The sequence below is a fragment of the Patulibacter medicamentivorans genome, from assembly GCF_000240225.1.
GTDB lineage: Bacteria > Actinomycetota > Thermoleophilia > Solirubrobacterales > Solirubrobacteraceae > Patulibacter > Patulibacter medicamentivorans.
Window position 1 is genome coordinate 1 of sequence record NZ_AGUD01000246.1, and the last position, 26,647, is coordinate 26,647.

General features: G+C 70.9%; 37 protein-coding genes and 1 pseudogene. 37 read left to right on the forward strand and 1 reads right to left on the reverse strand.

What is annotated here, in order from left to right; all coding sequences use genetic code 11:
- Nucleotides 1–433, reverse strand: a pseudogene (locus tag PAI11_RS16990) (hypothetical protein); the annotation flags it as partial.
- A gap of 234 nt (nt 434–667) precedes the next feature.
- Between PAI11_RS16990 and fusA the strand changes: the two are divergent.
- The 37 genes from fusA (at nt 668) to PAI11_RS17170 (ending at nt 26,644) form a co-directional block, all read left to right on the forward strand.
- On the forward strand, nt 668–2,761 hold the full coding sequence (gene fusA / locus PAI11_RS16995; RefSeq protein ID WP_040600752.1) for an elongation factor G: 2,094 nt from the start codon (nt 668–670) through the stop codon (nt 2,759–2,761).
- Between the two features lie 112 nt (nt 2,762–2,873).
- Nucleotides 2,874–4,058 carry an elongation factor Tu gene (gene tuf / locus PAI11_RS17000; RefSeq protein ID WP_007577042.1) on the forward strand — a complete coding sequence of 395 codons (1,185 nt, stop codon included), beginning with the start codon at nt 2,874–2,876 and terminating at the stop codon, nt 4,056–4,058.
- Between the two features lie 251 nt (nt 4,059–4,309).
- Nucleotides 4,310–4,636 carry a 30S ribosomal protein S10 gene (rpsJ, locus tag PAI11_RS17005; protein WP_007577043.1) on the forward strand — a complete coding sequence of 109 codons (327 nt, stop codon included), beginning with the start codon at nt 4,310–4,312 and terminating at the stop codon, nt 4,634–4,636.
- A 3-nt stretch (nt 4,637–4,639) separates the two neighbouring features.
- A complete protein-coding gene (gene rplC / locus PAI11_RS17010; RefSeq protein ID WP_007577044.1) occupies nt 4,640–5,257 on the forward strand; it encodes a 50S ribosomal protein L3 in 618 nt (205 codons plus the stop codon).
- On the forward strand, nt 5,250–5,888 hold the full coding sequence (gene rplD / locus PAI11_RS17015) for a 50S ribosomal protein L4 (protein ID WP_007577045.1): 639 nt from the start codon (nt 5,250–5,252) through the stop codon (nt 5,886–5,888). The genes rplC and rplD overlap by 8 nt, the downstream gene beginning before the upstream one ends.
- A 2-nt stretch (nt 5,889–5,890) precedes the next feature.
- Entirely contained in the window at nt 5,891–6,190 is a 300-nt protein-coding gene (gene rplW / locus PAI11_RS17020; RefSeq protein WP_007577046.1) for a 50S ribosomal protein L23, read from the forward strand.
- Nucleotides 6,191–6,192: 2 nt separating this feature from the next.
- Nucleotides 6,193–7,038 carry a 50S ribosomal protein L2 gene (gene rplB, locus PAI11_RS17025; protein ID WP_007577047.1) on the forward strand — a complete coding sequence of 282 codons (846 nt, stop codon included), beginning with the start codon at nt 6,193–6,195 and terminating at the stop codon, nt 7,036–7,038.
- 5 nt (nt 7,039–7,043) lie between these two features.
- Nucleotides 7,044–7,316, forward strand: coding sequence for a 30S ribosomal protein S19 (gene rpsS, locus PAI11_RS17030; protein WP_007577049.1), 273 nt, complete (start codon nt 7,044–7,046; stop codon nt 7,314–7,316).
- A 3-nt stretch (nt 7,317–7,319) separates the two neighbouring features.
- Nucleotides 7,320–8,006 (forward strand): 50S ribosomal protein L22, encoded by a 687-nt coding sequence (rplV, locus tag PAI11_RS28505; RefSeq protein ID WP_007577052.1) that lies wholly within the window; start codon nt 7,320–7,322, stop codon nt 8,004–8,006.
- 1 nt (nt 8,007) lies between these two features.
- On the forward strand, nt 8,008–8,853 hold the full coding sequence (gene rpsC / locus PAI11_RS17040) for a 30S ribosomal protein S3 (protein ID WP_007577054.1): 846 nt from the start codon (nt 8,008–8,010) through the stop codon (nt 8,851–8,853).
- Nucleotides 8,853–9,266: a 50S ribosomal protein L16 gene (gene rplP, locus PAI11_RS17045; protein WP_007577056.1), complete on the forward strand. Its 414-nt coding sequence runs from the start codon at nt 8,853–8,855 to the stop codon at nt 9,264–9,266. Before rpsC ends, rplP begins: the two co-directional genes overlap by 1 nt.
- Complete coding sequence (gene rpmC, locus PAI11_RS17050; RefSeq protein ID WP_007577058.1) at nt 9,266–9,472, forward strand: 50S ribosomal protein L29; 207 nt, start codon at nt 9,266–9,268, stop codon at nt 9,470–9,472. The genes rplP and rpmC overlap by 1 nt, the downstream gene beginning before the upstream one ends.
- A 356-nt stretch (nt 9,473–9,828) precedes the next feature.
- On the forward strand, nt 9,829–10,062 hold the full coding sequence (gene rpsQ / locus PAI11_RS28185; RefSeq protein ID WP_040600759.1) for a 30S ribosomal protein S17: 234 nt from the start codon (nt 9,829–9,831) through the stop codon (nt 10,060–10,062).
- Nucleotides 10,059–10,427 (forward strand): 50S ribosomal protein L14, encoded by a 369-nt coding sequence (gene rplN / locus PAI11_RS17060; protein ID WP_007577062.1) that lies wholly within the window; start codon nt 10,059–10,061, stop codon nt 10,425–10,427. The genes rpsQ and rplN overlap by 4 nt, the downstream gene beginning before the upstream one ends.
- Before the next feature lies 1 nt (nt 10,428).
- Nucleotides 10,429–10,764, forward strand: coding sequence for a 50S ribosomal protein L24 (gene rplX, locus PAI11_RS17065; RefSeq protein WP_007577065.1), 336 nt, complete (start codon nt 10,429–10,431; stop codon nt 10,762–10,764).
- 10 nt (nt 10,765–10,774) lie between these two features.
- Nucleotides 10,775–11,392 carry a 50S ribosomal protein L5 gene (gene rplE, locus PAI11_RS17070; RefSeq protein ID WP_007577067.1) on the forward strand — a complete coding sequence of 206 codons (618 nt, stop codon included), beginning with the start codon at nt 10,775–10,777 and terminating at the stop codon, nt 11,390–11,392.
- 3 nt (nt 11,393–11,395) lie between these two features.
- Nucleotides 11,396–11,581 carry a type Z 30S ribosomal protein S14 gene (locus PAI11_RS17075; protein WP_007577069.1) on the forward strand — a complete coding sequence of 62 codons (186 nt, stop codon included), beginning with the start codon at nt 11,396–11,398 and terminating at the stop codon, nt 11,579–11,581.
- A gap of 4 nt (nt 11,582–11,585) precedes the next feature.
- On the forward strand, nt 11,586–11,990 hold the full coding sequence (gene rpsH / locus PAI11_RS17080) for a 30S ribosomal protein S8 (RefSeq protein ID WP_007577071.1): 405 nt from the start codon (nt 11,586–11,588) through the stop codon (nt 11,988–11,990).
- Between the two features lie 7 nt (nt 11,991–11,997).
- Nucleotides 11,998–12,531, forward strand: a complete 534-nt coding sequence (gene rplF / locus PAI11_RS17085; protein ID WP_007577073.1) for a 50S ribosomal protein L6 — start codon at nt 11,998–12,000, stop codon at nt 12,529–12,531.
- Nucleotides 12,528–12,881 (forward strand): 50S ribosomal protein L18, encoded by a 354-nt coding sequence (gene rplR, locus PAI11_RS17090; protein WP_007577076.1) that lies wholly within the window; start codon nt 12,528–12,530, stop codon nt 12,879–12,881. Before rplF ends, rplR begins: the two co-directional genes overlap by 4 nt.
- A gap of 13 nt (nt 12,882–12,894) precedes the next feature.
- Nucleotides 12,895–13,476: a 30S ribosomal protein S5 gene (gene rpsE / locus PAI11_RS17095; protein WP_007577078.1), complete on the forward strand. Its 582-nt coding sequence runs from the start codon at nt 12,895–12,897 to the stop codon at nt 13,474–13,476.
- On the forward strand, nt 13,473–13,652 hold the full coding sequence (gene rpmD, locus PAI11_RS17100; RefSeq protein ID WP_007577080.1) for a 50S ribosomal protein L30: 180 nt from the start codon (nt 13,473–13,475) through the stop codon (nt 13,650–13,652). The genes rpsE and rpmD overlap by 4 nt, the downstream gene beginning before the upstream one ends.
- Nucleotides 13,652–14,161 (forward strand): 50S ribosomal protein L15, encoded by a 510-nt coding sequence (gene rplO / locus PAI11_RS17105; protein ID WP_007577082.1) that lies wholly within the window; start codon nt 13,652–13,654, stop codon nt 14,159–14,161. The genes rpmD and rplO overlap by 1 nt, the downstream gene beginning before the upstream one ends.
- Before the next feature lie 203 nt (nt 14,162–14,364).
- Nucleotides 14,365–15,642: a preprotein translocase subunit SecY gene (gene secY, locus PAI11_RS17110; protein ID WP_007577084.1), complete on the forward strand. Its 1,278-nt coding sequence runs from the start codon at nt 14,365–14,367 to the stop codon at nt 15,640–15,642.
- 61 nt (nt 15,643–15,703) lie between these two features.
- Nucleotides 15,704–16,375, forward strand: a complete 672-nt coding sequence (locus PAI11_RS17115) for an adenylate kinase (RefSeq protein ID WP_007577086.1) — start codon at nt 15,704–15,706, stop codon at nt 16,373–16,375.
- 29 nt (nt 16,376–16,404) lie between these two features.
- Nucleotides 16,405–17,166 (forward strand): type I methionyl aminopeptidase, encoded by a 762-nt coding sequence (gene map, locus PAI11_RS17120; protein ID WP_040600753.1) that lies wholly within the window; start codon nt 16,405–16,407, stop codon nt 17,164–17,166.
- A 222-nt stretch (nt 17,167–17,388) separates the two neighbouring features.
- Nucleotides 17,389–17,502, forward strand: coding sequence for a 50S ribosomal protein L36 (rpmJ, locus tag PAI11_RS25560; RefSeq protein WP_007577088.1), 114 nt, complete (start codon nt 17,389–17,391; stop codon nt 17,500–17,502).
- A gap of 3 nt (nt 17,503–17,505) precedes the next feature.
- Nucleotides 17,506–17,889 carry a 30S ribosomal protein S13 gene (rpsM, locus tag PAI11_RS17125; RefSeq protein ID WP_007577090.1) on the forward strand — a complete coding sequence of 128 codons (384 nt, stop codon included), beginning with the start codon at nt 17,506–17,508 and terminating at the stop codon, nt 17,887–17,889.
- Nucleotides 17,890–17,910: 21 nt separating this feature from the next.
- Nucleotides 17,911–18,306: a 30S ribosomal protein S11 gene (rpsK, locus tag PAI11_RS17130; RefSeq protein ID WP_007577092.1), complete on the forward strand. Its 396-nt coding sequence runs from the start codon at nt 17,911–17,913 to the stop codon at nt 18,304–18,306.
- A 143-nt stretch (nt 18,307–18,449) separates the two neighbouring features.
- Nucleotides 18,450–19,409: a DNA-directed RNA polymerase subunit alpha gene (locus PAI11_RS17135; RefSeq protein ID WP_040600754.1), complete on the forward strand. Its 960-nt coding sequence runs from the start codon at nt 18,450–18,452 to the stop codon at nt 19,407–19,409.
- 33 nt (nt 19,410–19,442) lie between these two features.
- Nucleotides 19,443–19,796, forward strand: coding sequence for a 50S ribosomal protein L17 (gene rplQ / locus PAI11_RS17140; RefSeq protein WP_007577096.1), 354 nt, complete (start codon nt 19,443–19,445; stop codon nt 19,794–19,796).
- An 85-nt stretch (nt 19,797–19,881) separates the two neighbouring features.
- Nucleotides 19,882–20,319 carry a DUF1707 SHOCT-like domain-containing protein gene (locus tag PAI11_RS24660; RefSeq protein WP_007577098.1) on the forward strand — a complete coding sequence of 146 codons (438 nt, stop codon included), beginning with the start codon at nt 19,882–19,884 and terminating at the stop codon, nt 20,317–20,319.
- Between the two features lie 159 nt (nt 20,320–20,478).
- Nucleotides 20,479–21,258 carry a tRNA pseudouridine synthase A gene (locus tag PAI11_RS17150; protein WP_007577100.1) on the forward strand — a complete coding sequence of 260 codons (780 nt, stop codon included), beginning with the start codon at nt 20,479–20,481 and terminating at the stop codon, nt 21,256–21,258.
- A gap of 43 nt (nt 21,259–21,301) precedes the next feature.
- Nucleotides 21,302–22,168, forward strand: a complete 867-nt coding sequence (gene surE, locus PAI11_RS17155; protein WP_007577102.1) for a 5'/3'-nucleotidase SurE — start codon at nt 21,302–21,304, stop codon at nt 22,166–22,168.
- A 58-nt stretch (nt 22,169–22,226) separates the two neighbouring features.
- Complete coding sequence (gene ligA, locus PAI11_RS17160; RefSeq protein WP_007577104.1) at nt 22,227–24,434, forward strand: NAD-dependent DNA ligase LigA; 2,208 nt, start codon at nt 22,227–22,229, stop codon at nt 24,432–24,434.
- A gap of 354 nt (nt 24,435–24,788) precedes the next feature.
- A complete protein-coding gene (locus PAI11_RS17165) occupies nt 24,789–26,174 on the forward strand; it encodes an aspartate aminotransferase family protein (RefSeq protein WP_007577108.1) in 1,386 nt (461 codons plus the stop codon).
- Nucleotides 26,171–26,644, forward strand: coding sequence for an Lrp/AsnC family transcriptional regulator (locus PAI11_RS17170; RefSeq protein ID WP_007577110.1), 474 nt, complete (start codon nt 26,171–26,173; stop codon nt 26,642–26,644). The genes PAI11_RS17165 and PAI11_RS17170 overlap by 4 nt, the downstream gene beginning before the upstream one ends.
- Nucleotides 26,645–26,647 lie beyond the last annotated feature (3 nt).

A 26,647-nucleotide genomic window follows, 5' to 3' on the forward strand; every position in this document is an offset into this window, starting at 1 on the left:
CCGCGGCGGCGGCCAGCGCCGCCCCGCCGACCAGCAGCGCGACCGCCCCGCCGGTCTGGGCGAACCAGCCGAGCCCGGCCCCGGAGCTGGCGTCGGCGTAGTCCGGCCCGGCTCCGATCGTCTCGTCCAGCCGCGGCGCGTCGCGGACGATCGCCAGCACGACCACGACCACGCCGAGCCCGGCGATCGCGACCGCCGGCCGCGCGTCGCCGCGCATCGCCGTCCCCGCCAGCGCGAGCGCGACCAGCGCGACCAGCGGCAGCAGCGGCCCGCTGCGCTCCCAGCCGACGACCGACGTGTCGAAGCCGCGCGGGGTGCCCGCCGGAACCCGGTACTCGATCACCGGCAGGACCGTCGCCGCGAGCAATCCGAGGACCCCGATCGCGACCAGTCCGGCGCCCGTCCACCAGAGTCGCGAACGGCCAGTGGCCACGGGCGATCCGGGGCGGTCGGAGCCGCGCCGGATCGCATTCGATCCTCTGCTATAGTCCTCCGCCGCTGCCCGTCCGGTGCTGCCGCTCACGCGCGCCTCCCGGCGGGAAGCTCTTCGCGCTCTGTCGCGCCTCCGGCGTGGACGTGCGCGGGACCTCGGTCCCGTCGTGCTGTCCGCAACCGGAGGGTCCGCTCCTTGCCTCCCCAAGTCGTCTGCGTATCTCGGAAGATCTTCATGTCTCGCAAGTACTCCCTCGAGAAGACCCGGAACATCGGGATCATGGCGCACGTGGACGCCGGCAAGACGACCACGACCGAGCGCATCCTCTTCTACACCGGTCGCACCTACAAGATCGGTGAGGTCCACGACGGCGCCGCCACGATGGACTGGATGGAGCAGGAGCAGGAGCGTGGCATCACGATCACCTCCGCCGCCACCACCGCCGAGTGGGACAAGCACCGGATCAACATCATCGACACGCCGGGCCACGTCGACTTCACCGTCGAGGTCCAGCGGTCGCTGCGCGTGCTCGACGGCTCGGTCGCCGTCTTCGACTCGGTCGCCGGCGTCGAGCCGCAGTCCGAGACGGTCTGGCGCCAGGCCAACGACTACGGCGTGCCGCGCATCGCCTACGTCAACAAGATGGACCGCACCGGCGCCGACTACGAGATGTCGGTCCGCACGATGATCGACCGGCTCGGCGCCAACGCCGTGCCGATCCAGCTGCCGATCGGGTCCGAGGCCGACTTCGCCGGGATCATCGACCTAGTCGAGATGAAGGCCGAGATCTACAAGGACGACATCGGCAAGGAGATCGACGTCGTCGAGATCCCCGCCGAGTACGCCGACGCCGCGGCCGCCGCGCGCGAGAAGCTCGTCGACGCGGTCGCCGACCACGACGAGGAGCTCATGGAGCTCGTCCTCGAGGACAAGGAGATCCCGGTCGACCGGCTCAAGAGCGCGATCCGCGCCGCCACGCTCGACCTCTCGATCAACCCGGTCCTCTGCGGCTCGTCGTTCAAGAACAAGGGCGTGCAGCCGCTGCTCGACGCGGTCGTCGCCTACCTGCCGTCGCCGCTCGACGTGCCGCCGATCAAGGGCATCGTCACCGCCAAGGACGGCGAGACCCACGAGGAGGAGCGTCCCTCGGACGACTCCGCCCCGTTCGCCGCGCTGGCGTTCAAGATCGCGACCGACCCGTTCGTCGGCAAGCTGACCTTCTTCCGCGTCTACTCGGGCCAGCTCGAGGCCGGCTCGAAGGTGCTCAACACGAACACCGGCAAGACCGACCGCATCGGCCGCATCCTGATGATGCACGCCAACGACCGCGAGGACGTCGAGCGCGTCTACTCCGGCGACATCGCCGCGGCCGTGGGCATTAAGCAGGTGTACACGGGCGACACGATCTGCGATCCGAACCACGCGATCGTGCTCGAGGCGATGGACTTCCCGGAGCCGGTCATCAAGGTGGCCGTCGAGCCGAAGACCAAGGCCGACCAGGAGAAGATGGGCGTCGCCCTCCAGCGCCTGGCCGAGGAGGACCCGACCTTCCAGGTCGAGACCAACGAGGAGACCGGCCAGACCGAGATCTCCGGTATGGGCGAGCTGCACCTCGAGATCCTCGTCGACCGCATGCGGCGCGAGTTCAACGTCGAGGCCAACGTCGGCACGCCGCAGGTCTCGTACCGCGAGACGATCAAGTCCAAGGTCGAGAAGGTCGAGGGCAAGTTCGTCCGCCAGACCGGCGGCTCGGGCCAGTTCGGCGTCGTCTACATCGACATGGAGCCGGCACCGGGCGAGGGCTTCGTCTTCGAGAACAAGATCAAGGGCGGCTCGATCCCGGTCGACTACCACAACGCCGTCGAGAAGGGCCTGGCCGAGGGCATGGACACCGGCCCCAAGGCCGGCTACCCGATGGTCGACGTCAAGGTCACCGTCGTCGACGGCAAGTACCACGAGGTCGACTCCTCGGAGGTCGCCTTCAAGATCGCCGCCAACATGGCGTTCAACGAGGCTGCCCGGCGTGCCAAGCCGATCCTGCTGGAGCCGATCTTCAAGGTCGAGGTCGTCACGCCCGAGGAGTTCATGGGCGACGTGATCGGCGATCTCAACCGCCGTCGCGGACGGATCGAGGGCATGGAGGCCCGCGGCAACGCGCAGGTCGTCAACGCCTACTGCCCGCTCAGCGAGATGTTCGGCTACTCGACCGATCTTCGCTCGGCGACCCAGGGTCGCGCGACGTACACGATGCAGTTCGAGCGCTACGACGAGGTCCCCTCGCACGTGGCCGAGGAGATCGTGGCGACCCGCACCGGCGCGAAGGCCTAGCCGGAACGCACGCAACCACCGGACTGGGCTACCTTTCGCAGGTTCGCCCATTTCCGGAGCTGAACACCCCAGCACCGACCTTTCACACGCAGAAGAGACTCAGGAGCGAGCAGTGGCCAAGGAGAAGTTCGAGCGCGGCAAGCCCCACGTCAACGTGGGCACCATCGGTCATATCGACCATGGCAAGACGACGCTGACGGCGGCGATCACGACCGTGCTGGCGAAGGCCGGCGGCGGCGAGGCTCGTTCGTTCGCGGAGATCGACAACGCGCCCGAGGAGAAGGAGCGCGGCATCACGATCTCGACCTCGCACGTCGAGTACGAGACCGCGAACCGTCACTACGCGCACGTCGACTGCCCCGGGCACGCCGACTACGTCAAGAACATGATCACCGGTGCCGCCCAGATGGACGGCGCGATCCTGGTCGTGTCCGCCGCCGACGGCCCGATGCCCCAGACCCGCGAGCACATCCTGCTGGCCAAGCAGGTTGGCGTGCCGTACATCGTGGTCTTCCTGAACAAGGCGGACATGGTCGACGACGAGGAGCTCCTCGAGCTCGTCGAGGTCGAGGTCCGCGACCTGCTCAACGAGTACGACTTCCCGGGCGACGACGTCCCGTTCGTCGTCGGCTCGGCGCTGAAGGCGCTCGAGGGCGATGCTGAGTACGAGCAGAAGATCCTCGATCTCGCCGAGCAGCTCGACACCTACATCCCGGACCCGGTCCGCGCGCTGGACAAGCCGTTCCTGATGCCGGTCGAGGACGTCTTCTCGATCACCGGCCGCGGCACCGTCGCGACCGGCCGCATCGAGCAGGGCGTCATCAACGTCGGCGACGAGGTCGAGATCGTCGGCATCAAGGACCCGGCGAAGACGGTCGTCACCGGCGTCGAGATGTTCCGCAAGCTGCTCGACCGCGGTGAGGCCGGCGACAACATCGGCGCCCTCCTCCGCGGCACGAAGCGCGAGGAGATCGAGCGCGGTCAGGTCCTGTGCAAGCCGGGCTCGATCACGCCGCACACGAAGTTCAAGGCCGAGGTCTACGTCCTCAAGAAGGAGGAGGGTGGCCGTCACACGCCGTTCTTCTCCGGGTACCGCCCGCAGTTCTACTTCCGCACCACGGACGTGACCGGCGTGGCGAACCTGCCCGAGGGCACGGAGATGGTCATGCCGGGCGACAACGTCCAGATGGAGATCGAGCTGATCCAGCCGATCGCCATGGACCAGGGCCTGCGCTTCGCCATCCGCGAGGGCGGCCGCACGGTCGGTTCCGGCGTCGTCTCGGAGATCGTCCAGTAGCAGCACCCCGTCGGACAGCGCCCGCCCGCCCCGCCCTTCGCCGCTCGAACCGAGCGCTGCGGGGCGGGCGGTAGCGCCCCGCCACGGCCCCCGGAGCCCGCGATCGTCGCGGCGCCGCCGGGGGTCGCTCGCTGGACCGGCAGCGGCGCGCCTCACGCGCCGACCGGCAAGCGGGAGGGATGAACTCCCGCAGCACCCCAGCACAGAGCTTCTTCCAGACAGCAGACGGAACGGTAAGTAGAGAGCCCCCGATGGCCGCAGCCACACAAAACAAGATCCGCATCCGGCTCAAGGCCTACGACACGTCGGCCATCGAGTCGGCGGCGAAGGAGATCGTCGAGACGGCGCAGCGCACTGGCGCGACCGTCTCCGGTCCCGTGCCTCTGCCGACGGAGAAGAACGTCTACTGCGTGATCCGGTCCCCGTTCAAGGACAAGGACTCCCGCGAGCACTTCGAGATCCGCACGCACAAGCGGCTCATCGACATCCACCAGCCGACGCCCAAGACGGTCGACTCGCTCCAGCGGCTCGATCACCTCCCCGCGGGCGTCGACATCGAGATCCGTCTGGCGGGCTGAGCCATGGCCGCGATTCTCGCCAAGAAGCTCGGCATGACGCAGCTGTTCCTCGAGGACGGCCGGGTCGAGCGCGTGACCGTCCTGGAGGCCGGGCCCTGCCCCGTCACGGGCAAGCGGACCGCCGATCGCGACGGCTACGACGCCGTGCAGCTCGCCTTCGGCGCGACCAAGGAGAAGCACGTCTCCAAGCCCGAGCTCGGGCACCTGAAGAAGGCCGGCGTCGGTCCCCACCGCCACCTGGTGGAGTTCCGCGACGTCGACCTCGACGTCGAGGTCGGCCAGACCGTGACGGTCGACGCCTTCGAGGCCGGCCAGAAGGTCCGCGTCGCCGCGACCTCCAAGGGCAAGGGCTTCCAGGGCACCGTCAAGCGCCACGGGTTCGCCCGCGGCCCGGTGACCCACGGCTCGCACAACACCCGCGCCCCGGGCTCGATCGGCGCCGCCGCCTACCCGGCGCGCGTCTTCAAGGGCATCCGTGGCCCCGGCCGCATGGGTGGCGGCCGCGTGACGCAGCCCGGCCTCGAGGTCGTGCGCGTCGATGCCGACGACAACCTGCTGATCGTGCGCGGCTCGGTTCCGGGCCCGCGCAACGGCCTCGTGGAGGTGCGTACCGATGCCTGAGGCACCGATCCTCGGCGGCGGGACCGTCCAGCTCGATGACGCCGTCTTCGGCGTCGAGTTCAACGGCCCGCTCGTTCACCAGAACGTCCGCCACGAGCTGAACGCTCGCCGGCAGGGCACCGCGAAGACGAAGACCCGCGGCCAGGTCTCCGGCGGCGGCAGCAAGCCGTGGCGCCAGAAGGGCACCGGCCGTGCCCGCGCCGGCTCGAGCCGCTCGCCGATCTGGACCGGCGGTGGCACGATCTTCGGCCCGTCGCCGCGCCACTACACCTTCAAGATCAACCGCAAGGAGAAGCGGGCCGCCCTCCGCAGCGCGCTCTCCCTGCACGGTCTCCGCGGCTCGGTCGCGGCCTTCGACATCGGCACCTTCGCCGAGCCGTCGACCAAGGCCGCCGGCTCGCTGCTGAAGGGCTGGGACGGCAAGGGCTCGATCCTCGTCGTCCTCGCCGAGTCCGAGGCGAAGGTCGCCCTCTCGTTCCGCAACCTGACCAAGGTGTCGGTGCTCCCGGCCGAGGCCGTCGGCGTCGCCGACGTGGTCGGCGCCGGGCGCCTGCTGCTCTCGCAGGTCGCGATCGACGAGCTCACCAACCGCGCCGCCGGCAAGGCCGCCGTGGCCGAGGAGGTCTCCTGATCATGGATGCGACCCAGGTCATCATCCGCCCGGTCGTCAGCGAGAAGAGCTACGTCCTCGCGACGGTCGGCAAGTACACGTTCCGGGTTCACCCCGACGCGCACAAGACGCAGATCCGCCAGGCGATCGAGTCGCTGTTCGATGTTCACGTCGTCGACGTGAAGACGGCCAGCGTCAAGAGCAAGCCGAAGCGGCGCGGCACGACCAGCGGGCGCACGCGCTCCTGGAAGAAGGCCATCGTGCAGGTGCGCGAGGGCGAGGAGATCCCGATCTTCCAGTCGCTGCAGGGCATCGAGGAGTAGTCATGGGTATCCGCAAGCCGAAGCCCACCACTCCCGCCCAGCGGTTCGCGACCTACGCGGACTTCGCCGAGATCACGAAGACCGAGCCGGAGCGCTCGCTCGTCGAGGGTCTGACGAAGTCCGGTGGCCGCAACAACAACGGGCGCAAGACCGCGCGTCACCGTGGCGGCGGCGCCAAGCGCCTCTACCGTCGGATCGACTTCAAGCGCGACAAGGACGGGGTGCCCGCGAAGGTCGCCTCGATCGAGTACGACCCGAACCGGACCGCGTACATCGCGCTGCTGCACTACGCCGACGGCGAGAAGCGCTACATCCTGGCGCCGCGCAACCTGGAGGTCGGCACGACCGTCCAGAGCGGGCCCGATGCCGACATCAAGGTCGGCAACGCGCTCGAGCTGAAGGACATCCCGGCCGGCACCGTCGTGCACAACGTCGAGCTGCAGCCCGGCAAGGGCGGCCAGCTCGGTCGCTCCGCCGGCTCGGTCATCCAGCTGATGGCCAAGGACCAGGGGATGGCGACGCTGCGCCTGCCGTCCGGCGAGATGCGCCTCGTTCGCGAGGGCTGCCGTGCCACCATCGGCAGCGTCGGCAACGCCGACCACCAGAACGTGAAGATCGGCAACGCCGGCCGCAAGCGTCACATGGGCATCCGCCCGCAGACGCGCGGCACGGCGATGAACCCGGTCGACCACCCGCACGGCGGCGGCGAGGGTTCCACCACGCCCGGCCGTCACCCGGTCACCCCGTGGGGCGTTCCCACGCTGGGCTACCGCACCCGTAAGAAGAACAAGCCGTCCGACCGCTACATCGTGCGTGGTCGCCGTCGCGGCAAGGGCAAGAGGAAGTAGCCCCGATGAGCCGTTCGAGCAAGAAGGGGCCGTGGGTCGAGGAGCGTCTGATGACGCGCATCGAGTCCATGAACTCCGCCAACGAGAAGAAGCTGATCAAGACCTGGTCGCGGGCTTCGACGATCTTCCCGGAGATGGTCGGGCACACGATCGCCGTCCACGACGGGCGCAAGCACGTGCCCGTCTTCGTGTCGGAGTCGATGGTCGGTCACAAGCTGGGCGAGTTCGCGCCCACCCGGACCTACCGCGGTCACGGCGACACCGCCAAGAGGCGCTGATCCATGGCTGACGAGACCCCCAAGAACGAGACCAGCGACGCGCCGCAGCCCGAGGTGACGCCCGAGACCCCCGAGGTCGTCGAGGAGTCGCCGAAGGCCGACGAGGCTGCCACGACCGCCGAGGCTTCGGCGTCGGAGGAGGCTGCGGACGTCCAGGCCGACGACGAGGTCGTCGCCGACGAGGTCGAGGACGAGGCTCCGGCCGCCGACGAGGCGCCCGTGGCCGAGCATGACCACGACCACGACCACGATCACGACCACAGCCATGCCGCGCCGGTGCAGCAGGTCCGTGGCGGCGCCCGGGCCGATGCCCGCCGCGCTCGCCGGGCCCAGCCGGTCGGCGAGGCGCCGGTCGTCCGCGCGGTCGCCAAGTACGTGCGCACGACGCCGCGCAAGGCGCGCCTGATCGCGGACCTGATCCGCGACAAGGACGTCGAGCAGGCCCGCGCGATCCTGGCGCACAGCACGCGCTCGGCGGCGCAGGACTGGAGCAAGGTGCTCGAGTCCGCGGTCGCCAACGCCGAGAACAACCACGAGCTGATCGGCGACGAGCTGCGCATCAAGGCCGTGGTCGCCGACGACGGTCCGACGCTCAAGCGCTTCCAGCCGCGGGCCCAGGGCCGCGCGTACCGGATCAACAAGCGCACCAGTCACCTGACCATCCAGCTCACGCCGAAGGACGAGGTCTGACATGGGACAGAAGGTCCATCCCGAGTCGATGCGCGTGGGCTACATCCACGACTGGAAGAGCCACTGGTTCAGCGCGCAGAACACCGCCGACTTCCTGGATGAGGATCGTCAGATCCGCACCCACATCCAGACGAAGCTCGCCCACGCCGGTCTCTCGGACATCACGATCCGGAAGAACAAGAACGAGGTCGAGGTGTCCATCCGGACGGCTCGCCCCGGCGTGGTGATCGGCAAGTCGGGCGTCGAGGTCGACGCTCTGCGCAAGGATCTGCACCGCATCACCAAGAAGCAGGTCAAGGTCAACATCCTCGAGGTTCGCCGTCCGGAGCTGGACGCGAAGCTCGTGGCCCAGTCCGTGGCCGAGCAGCTGCAGAACCGCGTGGCCTTCCGCCGCGCGATGAAGCGCGCCCTCACGAGCGCCATGCGCTCGGGCGCCAAGGGCTGCAAGATCCAGGTCGGCGGCCGCCTCGGCGGCGCCGAGATGTCGCGCACCGAGTCCTACCAGGACGGGCGCGTCCCGCTGCACACGATGCGCGCGGACATCGACTACGGCTTCTACGAGGCCAAGACGACGTTCGGTCGGATCGGCGTCAAGGTCTGGGTCAACAAGGGCGAGATCATGCCGGAGGGCTACGGCGGATCGGACCTGACCGACGTCGACGGTCCGAGCACGCAGGATCGCGACCGTCGTCGTGGTCGTCGTGACGACCGTGGCGGTGGCGGCGATCGCGGCGGCTTCCGCGGCGGCGACCGTGGTGGTCGTGGCGGCGGCGGTGGCGGTCGGGGCCCCGGCGGTCCCGGTGGCGCCGGCGGTGGTCGCGGACGCGGACCTCAGGGAGGTCGCTGATGCTGGCCCCGAAGCGCGTCAAGCACCGCAAGGTGCATCGCGGTCGCAAGCGCGGTCTCTCGCGCGGGCAGAACCGGGTGCAGTTCGGCGAGTACGGGATCAAGACCCTCGAGGCCGGTTGGATCACCAACCGCCAGATCGAGGCTGCCCGTATCGCCATGACCCGCAAGATCAAGCGTGGCGGCAAGGTCTGGATCAACGTCTTCCCGGACAAGTCCGTGACCAAGAAGCCGGCCGAGACCCGCATGGGCTCCGGCAAGGGCTCGCCCGAGGGCTGGGTCGCCGTCGTCAAGCCCGGACGCGTGATGTTCGAGCTGGCCGGCGTCCCCGAGCCCCTGGCCCGCGAGGCGATCCGCCTCGCCGGCCACAAGCTGCCCGTGAAGACCAAGTTCGTCACCGCGGAGGACGAGTGATGCGTCCCCAGGAGTTGCGCGACCTCGACGACAAGAAGATCGCCGAGCAGATCGCCACCGCACGCAAGGAGATCTTCGGTCTGCGCTTCCAGCAGGCGACCGGAGAGCTCGAGAACACTTCCACGCTGCGCACCGCGCGCCGCGACCTCGCCCGCGCGCTCACCATCGCGCGTCAGCGGGGCATCGATGTGGACGGGATCCGCTGATGGCTGACGAGAACACCGAGAACACCGAAGAGGCCGTCGACGTGACCGCCGACGAGACCACCGAGGCCGCCGCGGCGACCGAGGAGACGACCGAGGCCGCCGCCGTGGCGACCGAGGAGCAGCCGGAGGGTCCGCCCGCCGACCTGTCGCCGTCCCAGCGTCGCCAGTGGTACCGCCAGCGGCAGGGCGCCACCGCCAAGCCGCAGCGCACCCCCGAGGAGCGCGCCCGCGAGCGGGCCGAGACCCGCAAGGCGAAGGCCGCCGCGCGTCGTCGTCGCCGCCTCCAGGAGCGCGAGCGCAAGACCGAGAAGGGCGAGGGCACCCCGCCGGCCGAGCACGAGCCCGGCCGCGTCCAGATCCGTCAGGGCGTCGTCAGCTCCGCCAAGGGCGACAAGACGATCATCGTCCGGATCGACGCGCAGAAGCGGCACCCGAAGTACCACAAGATCGTGCGGTCCTCGTCGAAGCTGCAGGCGCACGACGAGCACAACGAGGCTGGCGAGGGCGACACCGTCCGCGTGCAGTCCTCGCGCCCGATGTCGAAGACCAAGCGCTGGCGCCTGGCCGAGATCGTGGAGCGTGCCAAGTGATCCAGAACGAGTCCCGCCTCAAGGTCGCCGACAACACCGGCGCCCGCGAGATCCTGACCATTCGCGTGCACGGCGGCTCCCGCCGTCGCTACGCGCGGGTCGGCGACACGATCACCGCGACCGTCAAGTCGGCGACGCCCAACGGCTCCGTCAAGAAGGGCGAGGTCGTCAAGGCCGTCGTGGTCCGGACCCGCAAGGAGTTCGGCCGCGACGACGGCACCTACATCGCGTTCGACGAGAACGCGGCCGTCATCATCGACGCCAACAACAACCCGCGCGGCACCCGCATCTTCGGGCCGGTCGCTCGCGAGCTGCGCGAGCGGTCGTTCATGAAGATCGTGTCGCTCGCCCCGGAGGTGCTCTAGCATGGGGCTTCGTATCCGTCGCGACGACACCGTCGTCGTGATCAGCGGCAAGGACCGCGGCAAGTCCGGCTCCGTCCTGCAGGTCGACCCCGCCAACGAGCGCGTGGTCGTCGAGGGCGTGAACCTGGTCAAGCGCCACCAGCGGCCCAACCCCATGGCGTCCCCCGGCAGCCCGGCTGCCCAGGGCGGAGTGATCGCCAAGGAGGGCCCGATTCACGTTTCCAACGTCATGCTCGTAGATCCCAAGACCAACAAGCCCACCCGCGTGGGCGTGACCCGTGGCGAGGACGGACGCGCGACGCGCGTCGCCCGCCGTTCGGGTCAGCCGATCGACTGAGGTAGTTGCGATGAGTGCGACCACGACCGCGCGACTGAAGACGCGCTACCTCGAAGAGATCCGCCCCCAGCTGTTCGAGCAGGGCGGGTACAGCTCCGTGATGCAGGTCCCGCGCCTGGAGAAGATCACCCTCAACATGGGTCTGGGCGAGGCGAAGCAGGACAACAAGACGTTCGCTGCCGCGACCGAGCAGCTGGCCGCGATCGCCGGTCAGCAGCCGAGCGTGCGCCGCGCCCGCAAGTCGATCGCCGGCTTCAAGCTGCGCGAGGGCATGCCGGTCGGCGCCGCCGTCACGCTGCGCGGTGAGCGGATGTACGAGTTCCTCGATCGCCTGCTCTCGATCGCGCTTCCGCGCGTCCGGGACTTCCGCGGCCTCAAGACGACGAGCTTCGACGGCCGCGGCAACTACTCGATCGGCGTCCGCGAGCAGATCATCTTCGCGGAGATCGACTACGACGCCATCGACCAGATCCGCGGTCTCGACATCAACATCACGACCACGGCGAAGACCGACGGCGAGGCGTTCGCGCTGCTCCAGGCGTTCGGCTTCCCGTTCTCGCGCGAGGGCAAGCGTCCCGAGGGCGCTCCGCCGCCGCTCGACCCGTCCACGACCACCCAGGGGAGCTGACCCATGGCGAAGACCTCTCAGCGCGTCCGCCAGGCGCGCCCCTCGAAGTACCAGACCCGCGAGTACACGCGCTGCCGCAGCTGCGGCCGCTCGCGCTCGGTCTACCGCAAGTTCGGCGTGTGCCGCATCTGCCTGCGCGAGCTGGCGCATCGCGGCTACATCCCCGGCATGACGAAGAGCAGCTGGTAGCCAGATGTCGACGACTGACCCGATCGCGGACCTCCTGACCCGGATCCGCAACGCGATCACCGCCGCCCACCGCACGGTGGACGTGCCGGCATCGAACTCGAAGCGCGAGATCGCCCGCATCCTCAAGGAGCAGGGCTACATCGCCGACGTCACCACGGAGCCGTCCAAGGACACTCCCGGCGACGTCCTGCACATCACGCTGAAGTACACCAAGGACCGGAGCTCGGCCATCACCGGCCTGCGCCGCGTCTCCCGGCCCGGGCAGCGCTACTACGTCGGCGCGGGCCAGGTCCCGAAGTCGCTCGGCGGCCTGGGCACCATGATCGTTTCCACGTCGAGCGGCATCATGACCGGTCACGACGCTCGCGCTGCGGGCGTCGGTGGCGAGGTCTGGGCCGAGGTGTGGTGAGGCACGCATGAGCCGCATCGGACGCAAGCCGATCCCCGTCCCGAGCGGGGTCGACATCACCATCGAGCCCGGCACCGTCTCGGTGAAGGGCCCCAAGGGCAGCCTCTCGGAGGCCATCCACCGCGACATCACCGTCACCCAGGAGGGTGCGGAGATCGTGGTGACCCGGCCGACCGACCGCGGGCCGCACCGCGCGCTGCACGGCCTCAGCCGCAGCCTGATCGCCAACATGGTCGAGGGCGTCACCGACGGCTTCACCAAGACGCTGGAGATCCAGGGCGTCGGCTACCGCGCCGCGCTCAAGGGCAAGGACCTCGAGCTGGCCCTCGGCTACTCGCACTCGGTGCCGATCGAGGCACCGGAGGGCATCGAGTTCGAGGTCCCGCAGCCCACGCGGATCATCGTCAAGGGCACCGACAAGCAGCTCGTCGGCGAGACCGCGGCCAAGATTCGCAAGAAGCGGCCGCCGGAGCCCTACAAGGGCAAGGGCATCCGCTACGAGGGTGAGTACGTCATCCGGAAGGTGGGCAAGCGCGCATGAGCGTCGTCACCAAGGAGGCACGTCGCCTCAAGCGCCGCCGCCGCGTGCGGGCGAAGGTCTCCGGCTCCGCCGAGCGGCCGCGCATCGCCGTGTTCCGCAGCAACCGCGGCATCTTCGCCCAGCTCATCGACGATGAGCAGGGCCGCACGATCACCTCGGTCCAGTGGACCGAGCCGGAGCTGCGCGATCTGTCGAAGAAGGACCAGGCCGCCAAGGCCGGCCAGCTGCTGGCCGAGCGCGCCAAGGCCGCCGGGATCGAGACCGCCGTGTTCGACCGCGGCGGCTACCAGTACCACGGACGCGTGCAGGCGTTCGCCGAAGCCGTCCGCGAGGGCGGGCTCACCGTCTAGGAGCCCTGAACCAATGGCTATCGATCGAACTGTCAGCCCCGTCGGATTCGACCTGCAGGAGCGGGTCGTCGAGATCAACCGCGTCGCGAAGGTCGTCAAGGGCGGCCGTCGCTTCTCGTTCACGGCCCTCGTGGTCGTCGGCGACGAGAACTCCGTGGTCGGCGTCGGCTACGGCAAGGCCAACGAGGTCCCGACGGCGATCCAGAAGGCCGTCGAGCGGGCGAAGAAGGACCTCTTCAAGGTCCCCAAGCACGGCTCGACGATCACCCACCCGGTGATCGGGCGCTTCGGCTCCGGCCAGGTGCTGCTGAAGCCGGCCTCGCCCGGTACCGGCGTCATCGCCGGCGGCGGCGTCCGCGCCGTGCTGGAGCTCGCCGGCCTGCACGACATCCTGAGCAAGAGCCTCGGCTCGCAGAACCCCATCAACCTGGTCAAGGCCACGGTCAACGGGCTGCAGACGCTGCGCACGCCGAAGGAGGTCGCGGACCTCCGCGGCATCAGCGTCGCCGACGTGCTCGGCCTGTCGCAGCGCGAGGCCGTGGCCGTCGCCGAGGAGGCCGTCGAGGAGACGCCCTCGGAGGAGGTGCCCGCATGAGCACGCTGAAGGCCACCCAGTTCAAGTCGTCGATCGGCAGCAACCAGGCGCAGCGCGACACCCTGCGCTCGCTCGGTCTGCGGCGGATCGGCCACACCGTCGAAGTCCAGGACACGCCCCAGCAGCGCGGCGCGCTGCATGCGGTGCGTCACCTGGTGCGCGTCGAGGAGGCGTGATGAGCACCGAGAACAACGAGCAGTCGCTCGCCGACACCGGGCTCCACTCGCTGAAGCCGGCTCCGGGCAGCCGCAAGCCGCGCAAGCGCGTCGGCCGCGGCCACGGCTCGGGCATGGGCAAGACGTCCGGTCGCGGTCACAAGGGCGCGGGCTCGCGCTCGGGTGCCAAGGATCGCGCCGGCTTCGAGGGCGGTCAGAACCCGATCCAGAGCCGGATGCGCAAGCTGCGCGGCCCGAACAAGAAGACGTCGATGCCGTTCGAGCGGTTCCGCACGGCCACCCAGCCGGTGAACCTCGACGACCTGGCCGACCGCTTCGAGTCGGGCGCCGACGTCACGCTCGAGGCGCTGCAGGCGAAGGGCCTGGCCACCCGCAAGGGCGTGCCGGTCAAGGTCCTCGGCCGCGGCGAGCTCCAGGGCCCGCTGACGGTCCACGCGCACCGCTTCAGCGGCTCCGCGCGCGAGGCGATCGAGGCCGCTGGCGGCACGGTCGTCCTGATCGAGGACTGACGCGTTTCACCCGGTTGCACCGGCGATGCTCCGTGCGCAAGCCGTCCGGAGCCGTCGGTGCGTACCATCCTGATCTCCGGCGCGGGCCCGCACGGCCCGCGTCGCCCGTTTCCGCCGCGGGGTACCGTTCCCGTCGCCACTCCGGCGACGGCAACGACCGCCCCGCCGCCTGACCGCCACCAGCCACTGCGAGCACGAGCACGATGATCCGCATCCTCACCGGCGCGTTCACCGTCCCGGAGATCCGCAAGAAGATCGGTTTCGCGCTGCTGCTGCTCGCGCTCTACCGCATCGGCGCGCAGATCCCGGTCCCCGGCGTCTCCTCGGAGGGCGTCAAGGCGCTCCAGGAGTCCGCCTCGTTCCAGGGCGGCGGCGCGCTGCAGCTGCTGAACGTCTTCTCCGGCGGCGCGCTCAGCCAGATCGCGATCTTCGCGCTGGGCATCATGCCCTACATCACCGCGTCGATCGTGCTGCAGCTGCTGCAGGTCGTCGTCCCCTCGCTCGAGAAGCTCAAGCAGGAGGGCGAGATCGGGCAGCAGCGGATCACGCAGTACACCCGCTACCTGACGGTCGCGCTGGCGGCCGGTCAGTCGATCGCCTACGTCTTCCTCTTCAAGTCGCTGTCGGGGCAGGCGGGCGAGCCGCTGATCACGAACTTCAACGCCGGCCACGTCTTCATGATCGCCGTCTCGCTGACCGCGGGCGCGATGATCGTGATGTGGATGGGCGAGCTGATCACCCAGCGGGGGATCGGCAACGGCATGTCGCTGATGATCTTCGCGTCGATCGTCTCGGGCCTGCCCTCGGGCGTCAGCAACTGGTGGCAGAGCGGCGACCAGGTCTTCAAGGTCCTGATGCCGTTCCTCGCGCTCGCGGTGATCGCGGCGGTCGTCTTCATCCAGGAGGGCCAGCGCCGGATCCCGATCCAGTACGCCAAGCGCGTGATCGGCCGGCGGATGAGCGGCGGCGGCCAGACCTACCTGCCGCTGAAGGTCAACATGGCCAACGTGATCCCGGTGATCTTCGCCGCGTCGATCATGTCGATCCCGCCGACCATCGCGCAGTTCGTCACCAAGGACCCGTCGAACAGCGTCCAGGAGCTGTTCCGGGCCGGTGGCTGGGCCTACATCGGCGGCGAGACGATCTTCATCATCCTGTTCACCTACTTCTACACCGCGGTCACGTTCAACCCGGTCGAGCAGGCGGACAACCTGAAGAAGTACGGCGGCTTCATCCCCGGCGTCAGACCCGGCCGGCCGACGGCCGAGTTCCTCGACCGCGTGCTGGCGCGCCTGACGTTCCCCGGAGCGCTCTACCTGGCCGCCGTCGCCGCGCTGCCGTCGATCCTGTTCAACCAGACGACGCAGGGCTTCGCGTTCGGCGGCACCTCGCTGCTGATCGTCGTCGGCGTCGCGCTGGACACGGTCAAGCAGATCGAGGCGCAGCTGATGATGCGCAACTACGAGGGCTTCCTGAAGTGAGTCCCCCCGACCCGCGGCGCGTGGGATCGGTGGGCGTTCAACGGCACAGAGGATTGACGGCATGACCGAGTTGAACCTGATCCTGTTGGGACCCCCCGGAGCCGGCAAGGGCACCCAGGGCGAGCGCCTGACCGCGAGCGAGCCACTCGAGTACATCGTCACCGGCGAGATCCTCCGGGCGGCCGTCCGCGAGGCCTCGGAGCTCGGCCTGCAGGCCAAGGGCTACATGGACGAGGGCCAGCTGGTCCCCGACGAGCTGGTGATCGGCCTGATCCTCGAGCGCGTTCGCGCCGAGCAGGCGACCGACGGCTTCCTGCTCGACGGCTTCCCCCGCAACATCGCCCAGGGCGAGGCGCTCGACGGCGCGCTGTCGCAGCTCGGCCGCGACCTCAACGGCGTGCTCCTGATCGAGGTCCCGGACGAGGAGATCGTCCGCCGGCTCTCCGGGCGCCGCGTCTCGTCGTCGGGACGGATCTACCACGTCGAGTTCGACCCGCCCAAGGTCGCCGGCAAGGACGACGTCGACGGCACGGACCTGATCCAGCGCGACGACGACAAGCCCGACACGATCCGCAAGCGGCTCGCGGTCTACCACGAGCAGACGGCGCCGCTGATCGGCTACTACGAGGAGCGGGGCCTGCTGCACCGCTTCGACGGCACCGCGCCGGCCGACGAGGTCGAGGCGCACGTCCGCAAGACGATCTCCACGCTGCGGCTCGAGGACGCGGTCTAGGAGCGCGGCGCGCCCCGCCGCTGGTCATCGTGGCCGTCCGCCTGAAGCGCCCCGACGAGGTCGAGGCGATCGCCGCCTCCGGGCAGGTGGTCGCCGACGTCCTCGACGCCCTCCAGGCGGCCGTCCGGCCCGGCGTCACGACCGGCGACCTCGACGCGCTGGCGCGGGAGCGGATCGCCGCCGCCGGCGGCACGCCGTCGTTCCTCGGCTACCGCGGCTTCACCGGGGCGATCTGCGCGTCGCCGAACGACCTGGTGGTCCACGGGATCCCCGGTCCGGTGCGCCTCGACGAGGGCGACATCGTCTCGCTCGACGTCGGGGTCACCCTCGACGGCTGGGTCGCCGACGCGGCCCGCACCGTCCCCGTCGGCGAGGCGGGGGCGGCCGACGGCCACCTGATCGAGACCGCGGAGGCCGCTCTGGCCGACGCAGTCGCCGTCTGCCGGCCTGGCGGGCACATCGGCGACATCGGGGCCGCGGTCGAGGCACGGGCCCGTACGGCGGGCCTGCAGGTCTTCCCGTCGCTGATCGGCCACGGCGTCGGTCGTGCGCTGCACGAGGAGCCGCAGGTGCCGAACGTCGGGCGGGCCGGCACGGGCCGTCCGCTCGAGGTCGGCCTGGTGATCGCCGTCGAGCCGATGCTGACCCTGGGACGGGCCGCGATCCGGATGGCGGACGACGGCTGGTCGGTCTTCACCGTCGACGGCGCGCGCGCCACGCACGCCGAGGTCACCGTCGCGATCACGGAGCAGGGACCGAGGGTCCTGACACCGTGGGGCGACCGCTGGTAGGCTGCTCCGTCCGCCGCGCCGGGAGCGCGCTGAGCACCGAGGCTCGCCGGTCGTCGACCGGCGCCTTCGGGGCACAACGCGTCCCTGGGAATCCGTCTGGTATCGTGCCGAGTCTGCGCGTGTCACGTCCTGCCCTGGACCGTGCGCGCCTCAGCGGCTGGTAGCGGTGGGCTGTTGCGCCGTCAGAGCCAGACCGCTGGTCATCGAGCCGAGAAGGGAACCATGAAGGTACGACCGTCGGTCAAGCCGATGTGCGAGAAGTGCAAGGTCATTCGCCGTAACGGCAATGTCCTCGTGATCTGCCAGAACCCGCGGCACAAGCAGCGGCAGGGCTGATCGATGGCACGTATCGCCGGCATCAACATCCCGCTCAACAAGCGGATCGAGATCGGTCTCACCTACATCTACGGGATTGGCCGCTCGGGCTCGAACGAGATCTTGGCCGCTACCGGGATCGACCGTGACACCAAGGTCCGCGATCTGACGGAGGAGCAGGTCTCCTCCCTCCGCGACCACATCGATCGCAACGTCGTGGTCGAGGGCGACCTCCGTCGCGAGCGCAACCAGAGCGTCAAGCGCCTGATGGAGATCGGCTGCTACCGCGGCCTGCGCCATCGCCGCAACCTTCCCGTTCGCGGGCAGAAGACCAAGACGAACGCTCGGACCCGCAAGGGCCCGAAGCGCATGCCGACCGCCGGCAAGAAGAAGCCCGGCAAGAAGTAGCACGGAGTCACGTAGAACCTCATGCCCGCTCCCAAGCGCCCCGCGCGCGGTCGCCGCAAGCCGAAGAAGAACATTCCGGTTGGCCAGGCCCACATCAAGACGAGCTTCAACAACACGATCGTCTCCCTGACCGACAAGGAGGGGAACGTGATCGCCTGGGAGTCCGCCGGCGGCGCCGGGTTCAAGGGCTCGCGCAAGTCGACGCCGTTCGCCGCCCAGGTCACGGCGGACTCGGCTGCTCGCAAGGGCATCGAGCAGGGTCTCGAGAAGGTCGAGGTCTTCGTGAAGGGCCCCGGCTCGGGCCGCGACACGGCGATCCGCTCGCTCCAGGCCGCCGGCCTGGAGATCACGACCGTCCGTGACGTGACCCCGCAAGCCCACAACGGCTGCCGTCCCAAGAAGCGCCGCCGGGTCTGAGGACCCCCCGCCGATCGCCGAGCGCGACTCGATGTGATCGGCCCGGTCGGGTGGAGGCGGACAGCCTCCGCCCCGCCGAACTCGCGGTCGCCCGCCACCACCGCGACCGCCCGTCTTCCGACGAAGAAGAAGCAAGGACCCTGATGCTCGACTACCAGACCCCTCGGATCACCAGCGAATCCGTTGAGGACAACCGCGGCACGTTCACGATCGAGCCCCTCGAGCGCGGCTTCGGCTACACGTTCGGCAACTCGCTCCGCCGCGTGCTGCTGAGCTTCCTCTCGGGTGCTGCGGTCACCAACGTTCGGATCGAGGGCGTTGCCCACGAGTTCACGACGCTGGACGGCGTCACCGAGGACGTCACCGACATCGTCCTCAACCTCAAGACGCTCGTCTGCCGGATGCACTCCGACGCGACCGAGGTCGAGGCCCCGCTGGTGGCCGAGGGCCCCGGCGAGGTCACCGCCAAGGACATCGACCTGCCCGCGGGCGTCGAGATCCTCAACCCCGAGGCGCACATCGCGACCCTCGAGGCCGGCACCAAGCTCGAGGTCTACCTGACCATCGGCCAGGGGCGCGGCTACCGCTCCGCCGACGAGAACAAGACCCCGGACCAGCCGATCGGCGTCATCCCGATCGACTCGATCTTCTCGCCGATCCGGCGCGTCGCCTACCGCGTCGAGCCGGCCCGCGTCGGTCAGCGCACCGACTTCGACCAGCTCTCGCTGGACATCGAGACCGACGGCTCGATCGAGCCGGGCGAGGCGCTGCGCGAGGCCTCCGAGATCCTGATCCAGCAGCTGGCCGTCTTCACCGACCCGGACCGGGTCGAGGAGCTGCGCGCCTCCGTCGGCGGCGAGCTCGAGGACGGCCTCGTCGGCGACGGCGCCTTCGGCGACCCGACCGACGAGATGATGATCGAGGAGCTGGAGCTCGGCGTCCGCTCCTACAACTGCCTGAAGCGTGCGGGCATCCAGACCGTTGGCGACCTGACCTCGAAGACCGAGGCCGAGCTCGCCGCCATCCCGAACTTCGGCAAGAAGTCGATCGACGAGGTCGTCGAGACGCTCGCCGCGCGGGGCTACGGCCTCCGCGACGAGTAGCGGTTCACCGCTCGCCGCCTAGAAGGACCTTCCATGCGCCATCAGAAGACCCGCCACAAGCTCAGCCGCTCCAGCGCCCATCGCAAGGCGCTGCTCCGCAACCTCTGCAAGGAGGTCATCGAGCACGAGCGCATCACCACGACCCAGGCCAAGGCCAAGGCGCTGAAGCCGGAGATCGAGCAGCTGATCACGCTGGCCAAGCGCGGCGACCAGCACGCCCGCCGCCAGGCGCTGTCCGCCCTCGGGCAGGACAAGTTCTCGACCTACAAGCTGTTCGAGGACATCGCCCCGCGCTACGCCGAGCGCCCGGGTGGCTACACCCGGATCCTGAAGCTCGGGCCGCGCAAGAGCGACGCCACCGAGATGGTGCTGATCGAGCTCGTCTGAGGGCATCGACCCTCGCTGGTCTTTTGGAACGGCCGCCCATCGGGCGGCCGTTCTGCGTTCCGGGGCGGACGGGTACCCTCGAACGGTGAGCACCTGGCGTGCGATCTCCTCGAACGCGATGCGGATCGGCGACGGCGAGCGCGAGCTGGCCGAGCGCGAGCTGCGCGCGCAGTTCACGGCCGGGCGGCTCGACCCGGAGGAGCTGGAGGAGCGGCTCGGCGTCGTCGCGTCCGCCCGGACCCGCGCCGACCTGGCCCAGGCGCTGTCGGACCTGCCGGGCGCGCTGCGGCGGGTCGCGACCGCGCCCGCCCGGGCGCGCGGGGCCGAGGTCGCGCGGCGCGTCGACCGGGCGGCGATGCGGACCCACACGGTGGTCTTCACCGGGGTCAACGGCGGTGCGATCACCGTCTGGGCGGTCGCGGGCGCGGGCGTCTTCTGGCCCGCGGCGGTGCTGGTGCCGACCGCGCTGCTGCTCGGCGGGCACGTGCGCGTGCGGCGCGCCGTCCGGCGCCGGCTGCGGTGATGCGGTCAGCGGCGTCATCTTCACGCGGCGCCGGGAGCTGGCGTCATCCCGCGGCGGATAGCGCGCGATCGTGACGCCAGCTCGCGGGCGGCGGGGCGAGCTGACGCCACCCGGGCCGCGACGCGCGACCCGGCCACGTGCGCGAGGATGGCCGGCGGCGTGAGCACGACGCGGCTGGAGATCGAGTACGACGGGACCGAGTTGGCCGGCTGGGCGGCGCAGCCGGGGCTGCGCACGGTCCAGGGCGAGCTGGAGCGGGCGCTGACGACCATCCGCCGCAGCGAGACGCGGCTGGTGGTCGCCGGCCGCACCGATCGCGGCGTCCACGCCGTCGCCCAGGTCGCCTCCTACGACGGGGCGCCGGCGAACGTCCGCAGCGTCAACGCGATCCTGCCCCACGACGTCGGGGTGCGGTCGGCGGTCGCGATCGACGGGAGCTTCGACGCGCGCCGCGCCGCCACCAGCCGCACCTACTGCTTCCGGCTGCACACCCGCCCGACCCCGTCGCCGTTCGGTCGCCGCTGGGCGCTCTGGTGGCCCCACGCGATCGACGACGACGCGCTGCGCGCCTGCGCGGGGCTGCTGACCGGCGAGCCGGACTTCACCGCCTTCACGCCCAGCCGGACCGATCACGTCCGCTTCCGCCGGCGGGTGATCCAGGCCGCCTGGCGCCGCGACGGCGAGACGCTCGAGTTCTGGATCGAGGCCGACGCGTTCATGCGCCACATGAACCGGATCCTGGTCGGGACGATGCTCGAGGTCGCGGCGGGGCGCCGCTCGCTCGAGGGCTTCGCGGCGCTGCTGGAGGGCGCGCCGCGCTCGGCGGCCGGCGTCACGCTGCCACCGCAGGGCCTGCACCTGGCGGGCATCGGCTACCCGGAGCTGGTCGGCGGGCCGGCGCTGCCTCCGCCCGGCTGGGGCCGTCCGCCCTGGGGCTAGCCCGTCGCCCGGCCCGGCCCGGCCCGACTACCCTGGATCGGGCATGACGACGCGCGTCCTCCTGACCAACGACGACGGCATCCACGCCGAGGGCCTGCAGGCGCTGCGCCGCGCCCTGGTGCGGCTGCCCGGCATCGACCTGCGCGTCGTCGCGCCCGACGGCAACCGCTCGGCGACCGCGCGCGCGATCACGGTCCGGCGGCCGCTCGTGGTCCAGGACGTGCCCTTCGACGACGGCACGGTCGGCATCGCGACCGACGGGATGCCGACCGACTGCGTGCGGCTCGCCGCCCACGGGGTGATCGACGGCTGGCACCCCGACCTGGTCGTCAGCGGCATCAACCACGGCGCCAACCTGGGCGAGGACGTGACCTACTCCGGGACCGTCGCCGCCGCGCTCGAGGCCGTGATCCACGACCTCCCCGGCGTGGCGCTGTCGATGGCCTCGCCGCACGGCGAGTGGTCGCTGCGGCGCGAGCACACGTGGGACTTCTCGGCGGCGGCCGAGGTCGGCGCGCGGATCGTCGCCGAGCTGGACCGCGGCCTGCTGCCGGGCACCGCGGCCGAGGCGGCGGCCGGCGTCCCGCTTCCCGAGCGCACGATCCTCAACGTCAACGTCCCGCTCGGGGCGCTCCACGCGGTCGAGGTCACCCGCCTGGGCCGGCGCCGCTACAGCGACGAGCTGAAGCCGGTCGAGACGCTGCCCGACGGGCGCCGCAGCTACTGGCTCTACGGGATGGAGCACGGCTTCGAGCCGCTGCCCGGGACCGACCTCGCGGCCGTCGCCGCCGGCCGCGTGTCGATCACCCCGCTGCACCTCGACCTGACCCACGAGACCGCGATCGCGCCGCTCGAGGGCCACGGCTTCGAGGGGCTGCTGGACCGGCTCGGCGAGCTGGTCGAGGACTGATCGGCGAAGCCGGGCTGATCCGCACGCCGTCGTCCGCCGCTCGTATCCTCGACCGGTGATGGCCGACCGATCCGCCGAGACCGCGCTCCCCGCACCCCCGAAGGGCGACGATCCAGCGCAGCGCGCCGCGTGGCTGCGGATCGTCGTCGAGCATCACCGGCGCCGCTACTACGAGCAGGACGACCCCGAGATCGGGGACGAGCAGTACGACGCGCTCTTCCAGGAGCTGGAGCGGCTGGAGGCCGAGCACCCGGAGCTGGACCTGCCCGACTCGCCGACGAAGCGGGTCGGCGGGGCGACGCTCGACAAGCTGGTCAAGGTCCGGCACGAGCAGCCGATGCTGTCGCTGGCCAACGCCCACCAGCCGGACGAGATGCAGGCGTGGGTCGACCGGATGCGCAGCCACCTGGCGCGCGAGGGGATCGAGGACCCGGCCTTCCGCTTCGTGACCGAGCCCAAGGTCGACGGGCTGGCGATGAGCCTGCGCTACGAGGACGGCTTGCTGGTCCGCGCCGCCACCCGCGGCGACGGCGAGGTCGGCGAGGACGTGACCCACAACGTCCGCACGATCCCGAGCGTCCCGCTGGCGGTCGACGGCGCGCCGGCGGTGCTCGAGGTCCGGGGCGAGATCTACATGGCGCTGCACGACTTCGAGCGGCTCAACGAGCGGCGCGCGCAGGCCGGCCTGTCGACGTTCATGAACCCCCGCAACTCGGCGGCCGGCACGATCCGCCAGCTCGATCCGAAGCTGGCCAAGACCCGGCCGCTGTCGTTCTGGGCCTACGGCGTCGGGGTCGTCGCCGACGCCCCGGCGGAGGAGGCTGCCGCGGCGGGGGCGGGGGCGGACGCATCCCGCGGGACCTCGATCGGCGTCGCCCACGCCCTCGGCGTCGACGGGCACCACGCGACGCTCGGATGGCTGCGGGAGCGCGGCTTCCCGGTCAACGAGGACGTGCGGGTGCTCGACGACATCGAGGCGGTCGTCGCCCGCTGCGGCGAGTGGGAGCAGCGGCGCGACCGCCTGAGCTTCGAGATCGACGGCGTCGTGATCAAGGTCGACGACTACGAGCTGCAGCGGCGCCTGGGCAGCGTCGGCCGCGACCCGCGGTGGGCGATCGCCTGGAAGTTCCCGCCCAGGACCGCGGTCACCACGCTCAGGGACGTGGTCTGGAGCGTCGGCAAGTTCGGCGACCTCCACCCCTACGCGGTGCTCGAGCCGGTGATCGTCTCCGGCGTCACGGTCAGCCAGGCGACGCTCCACAACGAGGAGGACCTGGAGCGCAAGGACGTCCGTCCCGGCGACCGCGTGATCGTGCTGCGGGCCGGCGACGTGATCCCGCAGGTGATCTCCCCGGCCCCGCACGAGGCCGAGCGCGACGACCGCGCCGCGCCGCCGCGGCCGCCGGCCACCTGCCCCGCCTGCGGCACCCCGACCGAGAAGCCCGAGGACTCCGTCTTCACCCGCTGCCCCAACCGCGGCGGCTGCCCCGGCCAGCAGTACCAGCTGCTCAAGCACTACGTCAGCCGCGGCGCGATGGACATCGACGGCCTCGGCGAGAAGCAGGTCCACCAGCTGCTGGAGAAGGGCCTGGTCCGCAACGCCGCCGACCTCTACGACCTGGCCGTCGAGCAGCTGGTCGAGCTCGAGGGCTACGCCGAGATCTCCGCCAGCCGCGTCGTCGACGCGATCGCGGCGTCCAAGCAGCAGCCGTTCGGACGGGTCCTGTTCGCGATCGGGCTGGAGGAGGTCGGCCAGGTCACCGGCCGCAACCTCGCGGCCCGCTTCCGGACGATCGACGCGCTGCGGGCCGCCACCCCGGAGGAGCTGGCCGCGACCCCGGGCGTCGGCGAGAAGATGGCCGAGATCATCGCCGGGCGGCTGGCCGACCCGCCGGTCGTCGAGCTGGTCGACCGCCTGCGCGCGGCCGGCGTCCAGATGGAGCAGGAGGGCGCGCCGCCCGGCGAGGGCCTGCTCGACGGCCTGACGGTGGTCCTGACCGGGACCCTGCCGACCCTGACCCGCGAGCAGGCGACCGAGCGGCTGACCGCGGCCGGCGCCCGCGTGACCTCGTCGGTCTCGAAGAAGACCTCGGCGGTCGTCGCCGGCGAGTCCGCCGGCAGCAAGCTGGAGAAGGCCGAGCGCCTGGGCGTGCCGGTGCTCGACGAGCCGGGCCTGGAGCGGCTGCTCGCCGACGGGCCCGCGGTGCTGGTGCCGGACGAGCAGCCCCCGGAGGACGGCGACGAGGACGCCCCGGAAGAGGGGTGAGATCCGCCGGCCGGTCCGCGAACCGGCGGCGGCTGCTACGGTCGGTGGACCGGCACACCGCCCACTCGACTGGGGCGCTACGCGCGTCCACCCGGGTACCGCACCGCCTTCGGGCGGTGGACCGCCTCGGGGGTCGGGAGTGTCCGCCTGCCCAGGCTCGACACGAGGTCCTGGGACGTTAGTAATGAACGGTGGTGCTTGTCCGGCGTGAACGGGCGGGTCGCTCAGGCGACCCGCCCGTTGTGCTTCCCGGCGGCGACCTGCTTGGTCCACGTGCACCTCGCATCCACCCGCGGCGGTGATGTCTGCGGAATCAGTTGCCGGTCGCGCGACAGGTAGTTAGATTCCGTCGTCATGAGCGATCAGACGATGGATTCCGGTGTCGCGGCGGTCATCGACCGCGAGCGGCTGGCGACGCTGCTCGGGCGTGAGCTGGAGGACTTCCGGGCCCGCCACCCGCGGTCGCTCGAGGCCCACGAGCGGGCGCGGCGGTCGCTGGTCGGCGGGGTCCCGATGCCGTGGATGATGCGCTGGGCCGGCGGCTTCCCGGTCGTCGCCGAGCGCGCCAGCGGCAACCGGATCGTCGACGTCGACGGCCACGAGTACGTCGACCTCTGCCTGGGCGACACCGGGGCGATGCCCGGGCACGGTCCGGCGCCGCTGGTCGCCGCGGTCGTCGAGCAGCTGCAGCGCGGCATCACGACGATGCTGCCGACCGACGACGCGGCCTGGGCGGGGGAGGAGCTGGCGCGCCGCTTCCGCGTCCCGCGCTGGATGTTCACCCTCACCGCCACCGACGCCAACCGCGCGGCGCTGCGGATCGCCCGCCAGATCACCGGCCGTCGCAAGGTCCTCGTCTACAGCTACTGCTACCACGGCTCGGTCGACGAGGCGTTCGCCGTCGCCGGCCCCGACGGGACGACCGTCGCCCGCGAGGGCAACGTCGGCCCCGCCGTCGACGTCGCCGAGACCACGGTCGCGGTCGAGTTCAACGACCTGCCCGCGCTCGAGGCGGCGCTGGCCACCGGCGAGATCGCCTGCGTGATGGCCGAGCCGGCGATGACCAACATGGGGATCGTCCTGCCCGACGCGGGCTACCACGACGCGCTCCGGCGGCTGACCCGCGAGCACGGCACGCTGCTGCTGATCGACGAGACCCACACGTTCTCCGCCGGGCCCGGCGGCTGCACCGGGGCCTGGGACCTCGACCCGGACCTCGTCAGCATCGGCAAGGCGATCGGCGGCGGCATCCCCTCCGGCGCGCTCGGGCTGGCCGACCACGTGACCGCCGCGATGTTCGACCAGCAGGGCGCCGACTACGAGGACACCGGCGGGGTCGGCGGCACCCTGGCCGGCAACGCGCTCTCGCTGGCGGCGATCCGGGCCACGCTCGGCGAGGTCCTGACCGACGCCGCCTTCGCCCACACGATCCCGCTCGCCGAGCGGTTCGCCGACGGGCTCCGCGACCTGTTCGCCAAGTACGCGCTGCCGTGGAACGTGACCCAGCTGGGCGCCCGCGCCGAGTACCGGTTCGAGCCGCGCCCGGCCCGCAACGGCAGCGACGCGCACGGCGCCGCCGACCCCGAGCTGGAGCGCTACCTGCACCTCCACGCGCTCAACCGCGGGCTGCTGCTGACGCCGTTCCACAACATGGCGCTGATGTCGCCGAGCACCTCCGCCGCCGACGTCGACCGCCACAGCGAGCTGTTCGACGAGGCCGTCTCGGAGCTGCTGGCGTGAGCCGCCGCGCCGCCCTCGACGAGACCGACCGGGCGATCGTCCTGGCCCTTCAGCGCGACGGCCGGATGCCCTTCAGCCGGCTGGGGCCGGAGGTCGGGCTGTCGGAGGCCGCCGTTCGCCAGCGCGTGGCGCGGCTGCGCGAGAGCGGCGTGATGCAGGTCGTCGCCGTCACCGAGCCGCTCGAGCTGGGCGGGCGGATGATGGCGATGGTCGGCGTCCGCACGAGCGGCGATCCGCGCCTGGTCTCCGAGGCGCTCGCCGGCCTCGACGAGGCGATCTACGTGGTCGAGACGTCGGGATCCTTCGACCTGCTCGTGGAGCTGGTCTGCGAGGACCAGGCGCACCTGCTCGAGGTGCTCTCGGCCAAGGTCCGCACGATCGACGGGGTCGTCGGCACCGAGAGCTTCGTCTACCTGGGCGTGCGCAAGCACGCGTTCTCGTACGGGGTCGGGCGCCCGCGCGGCGGTTGACCC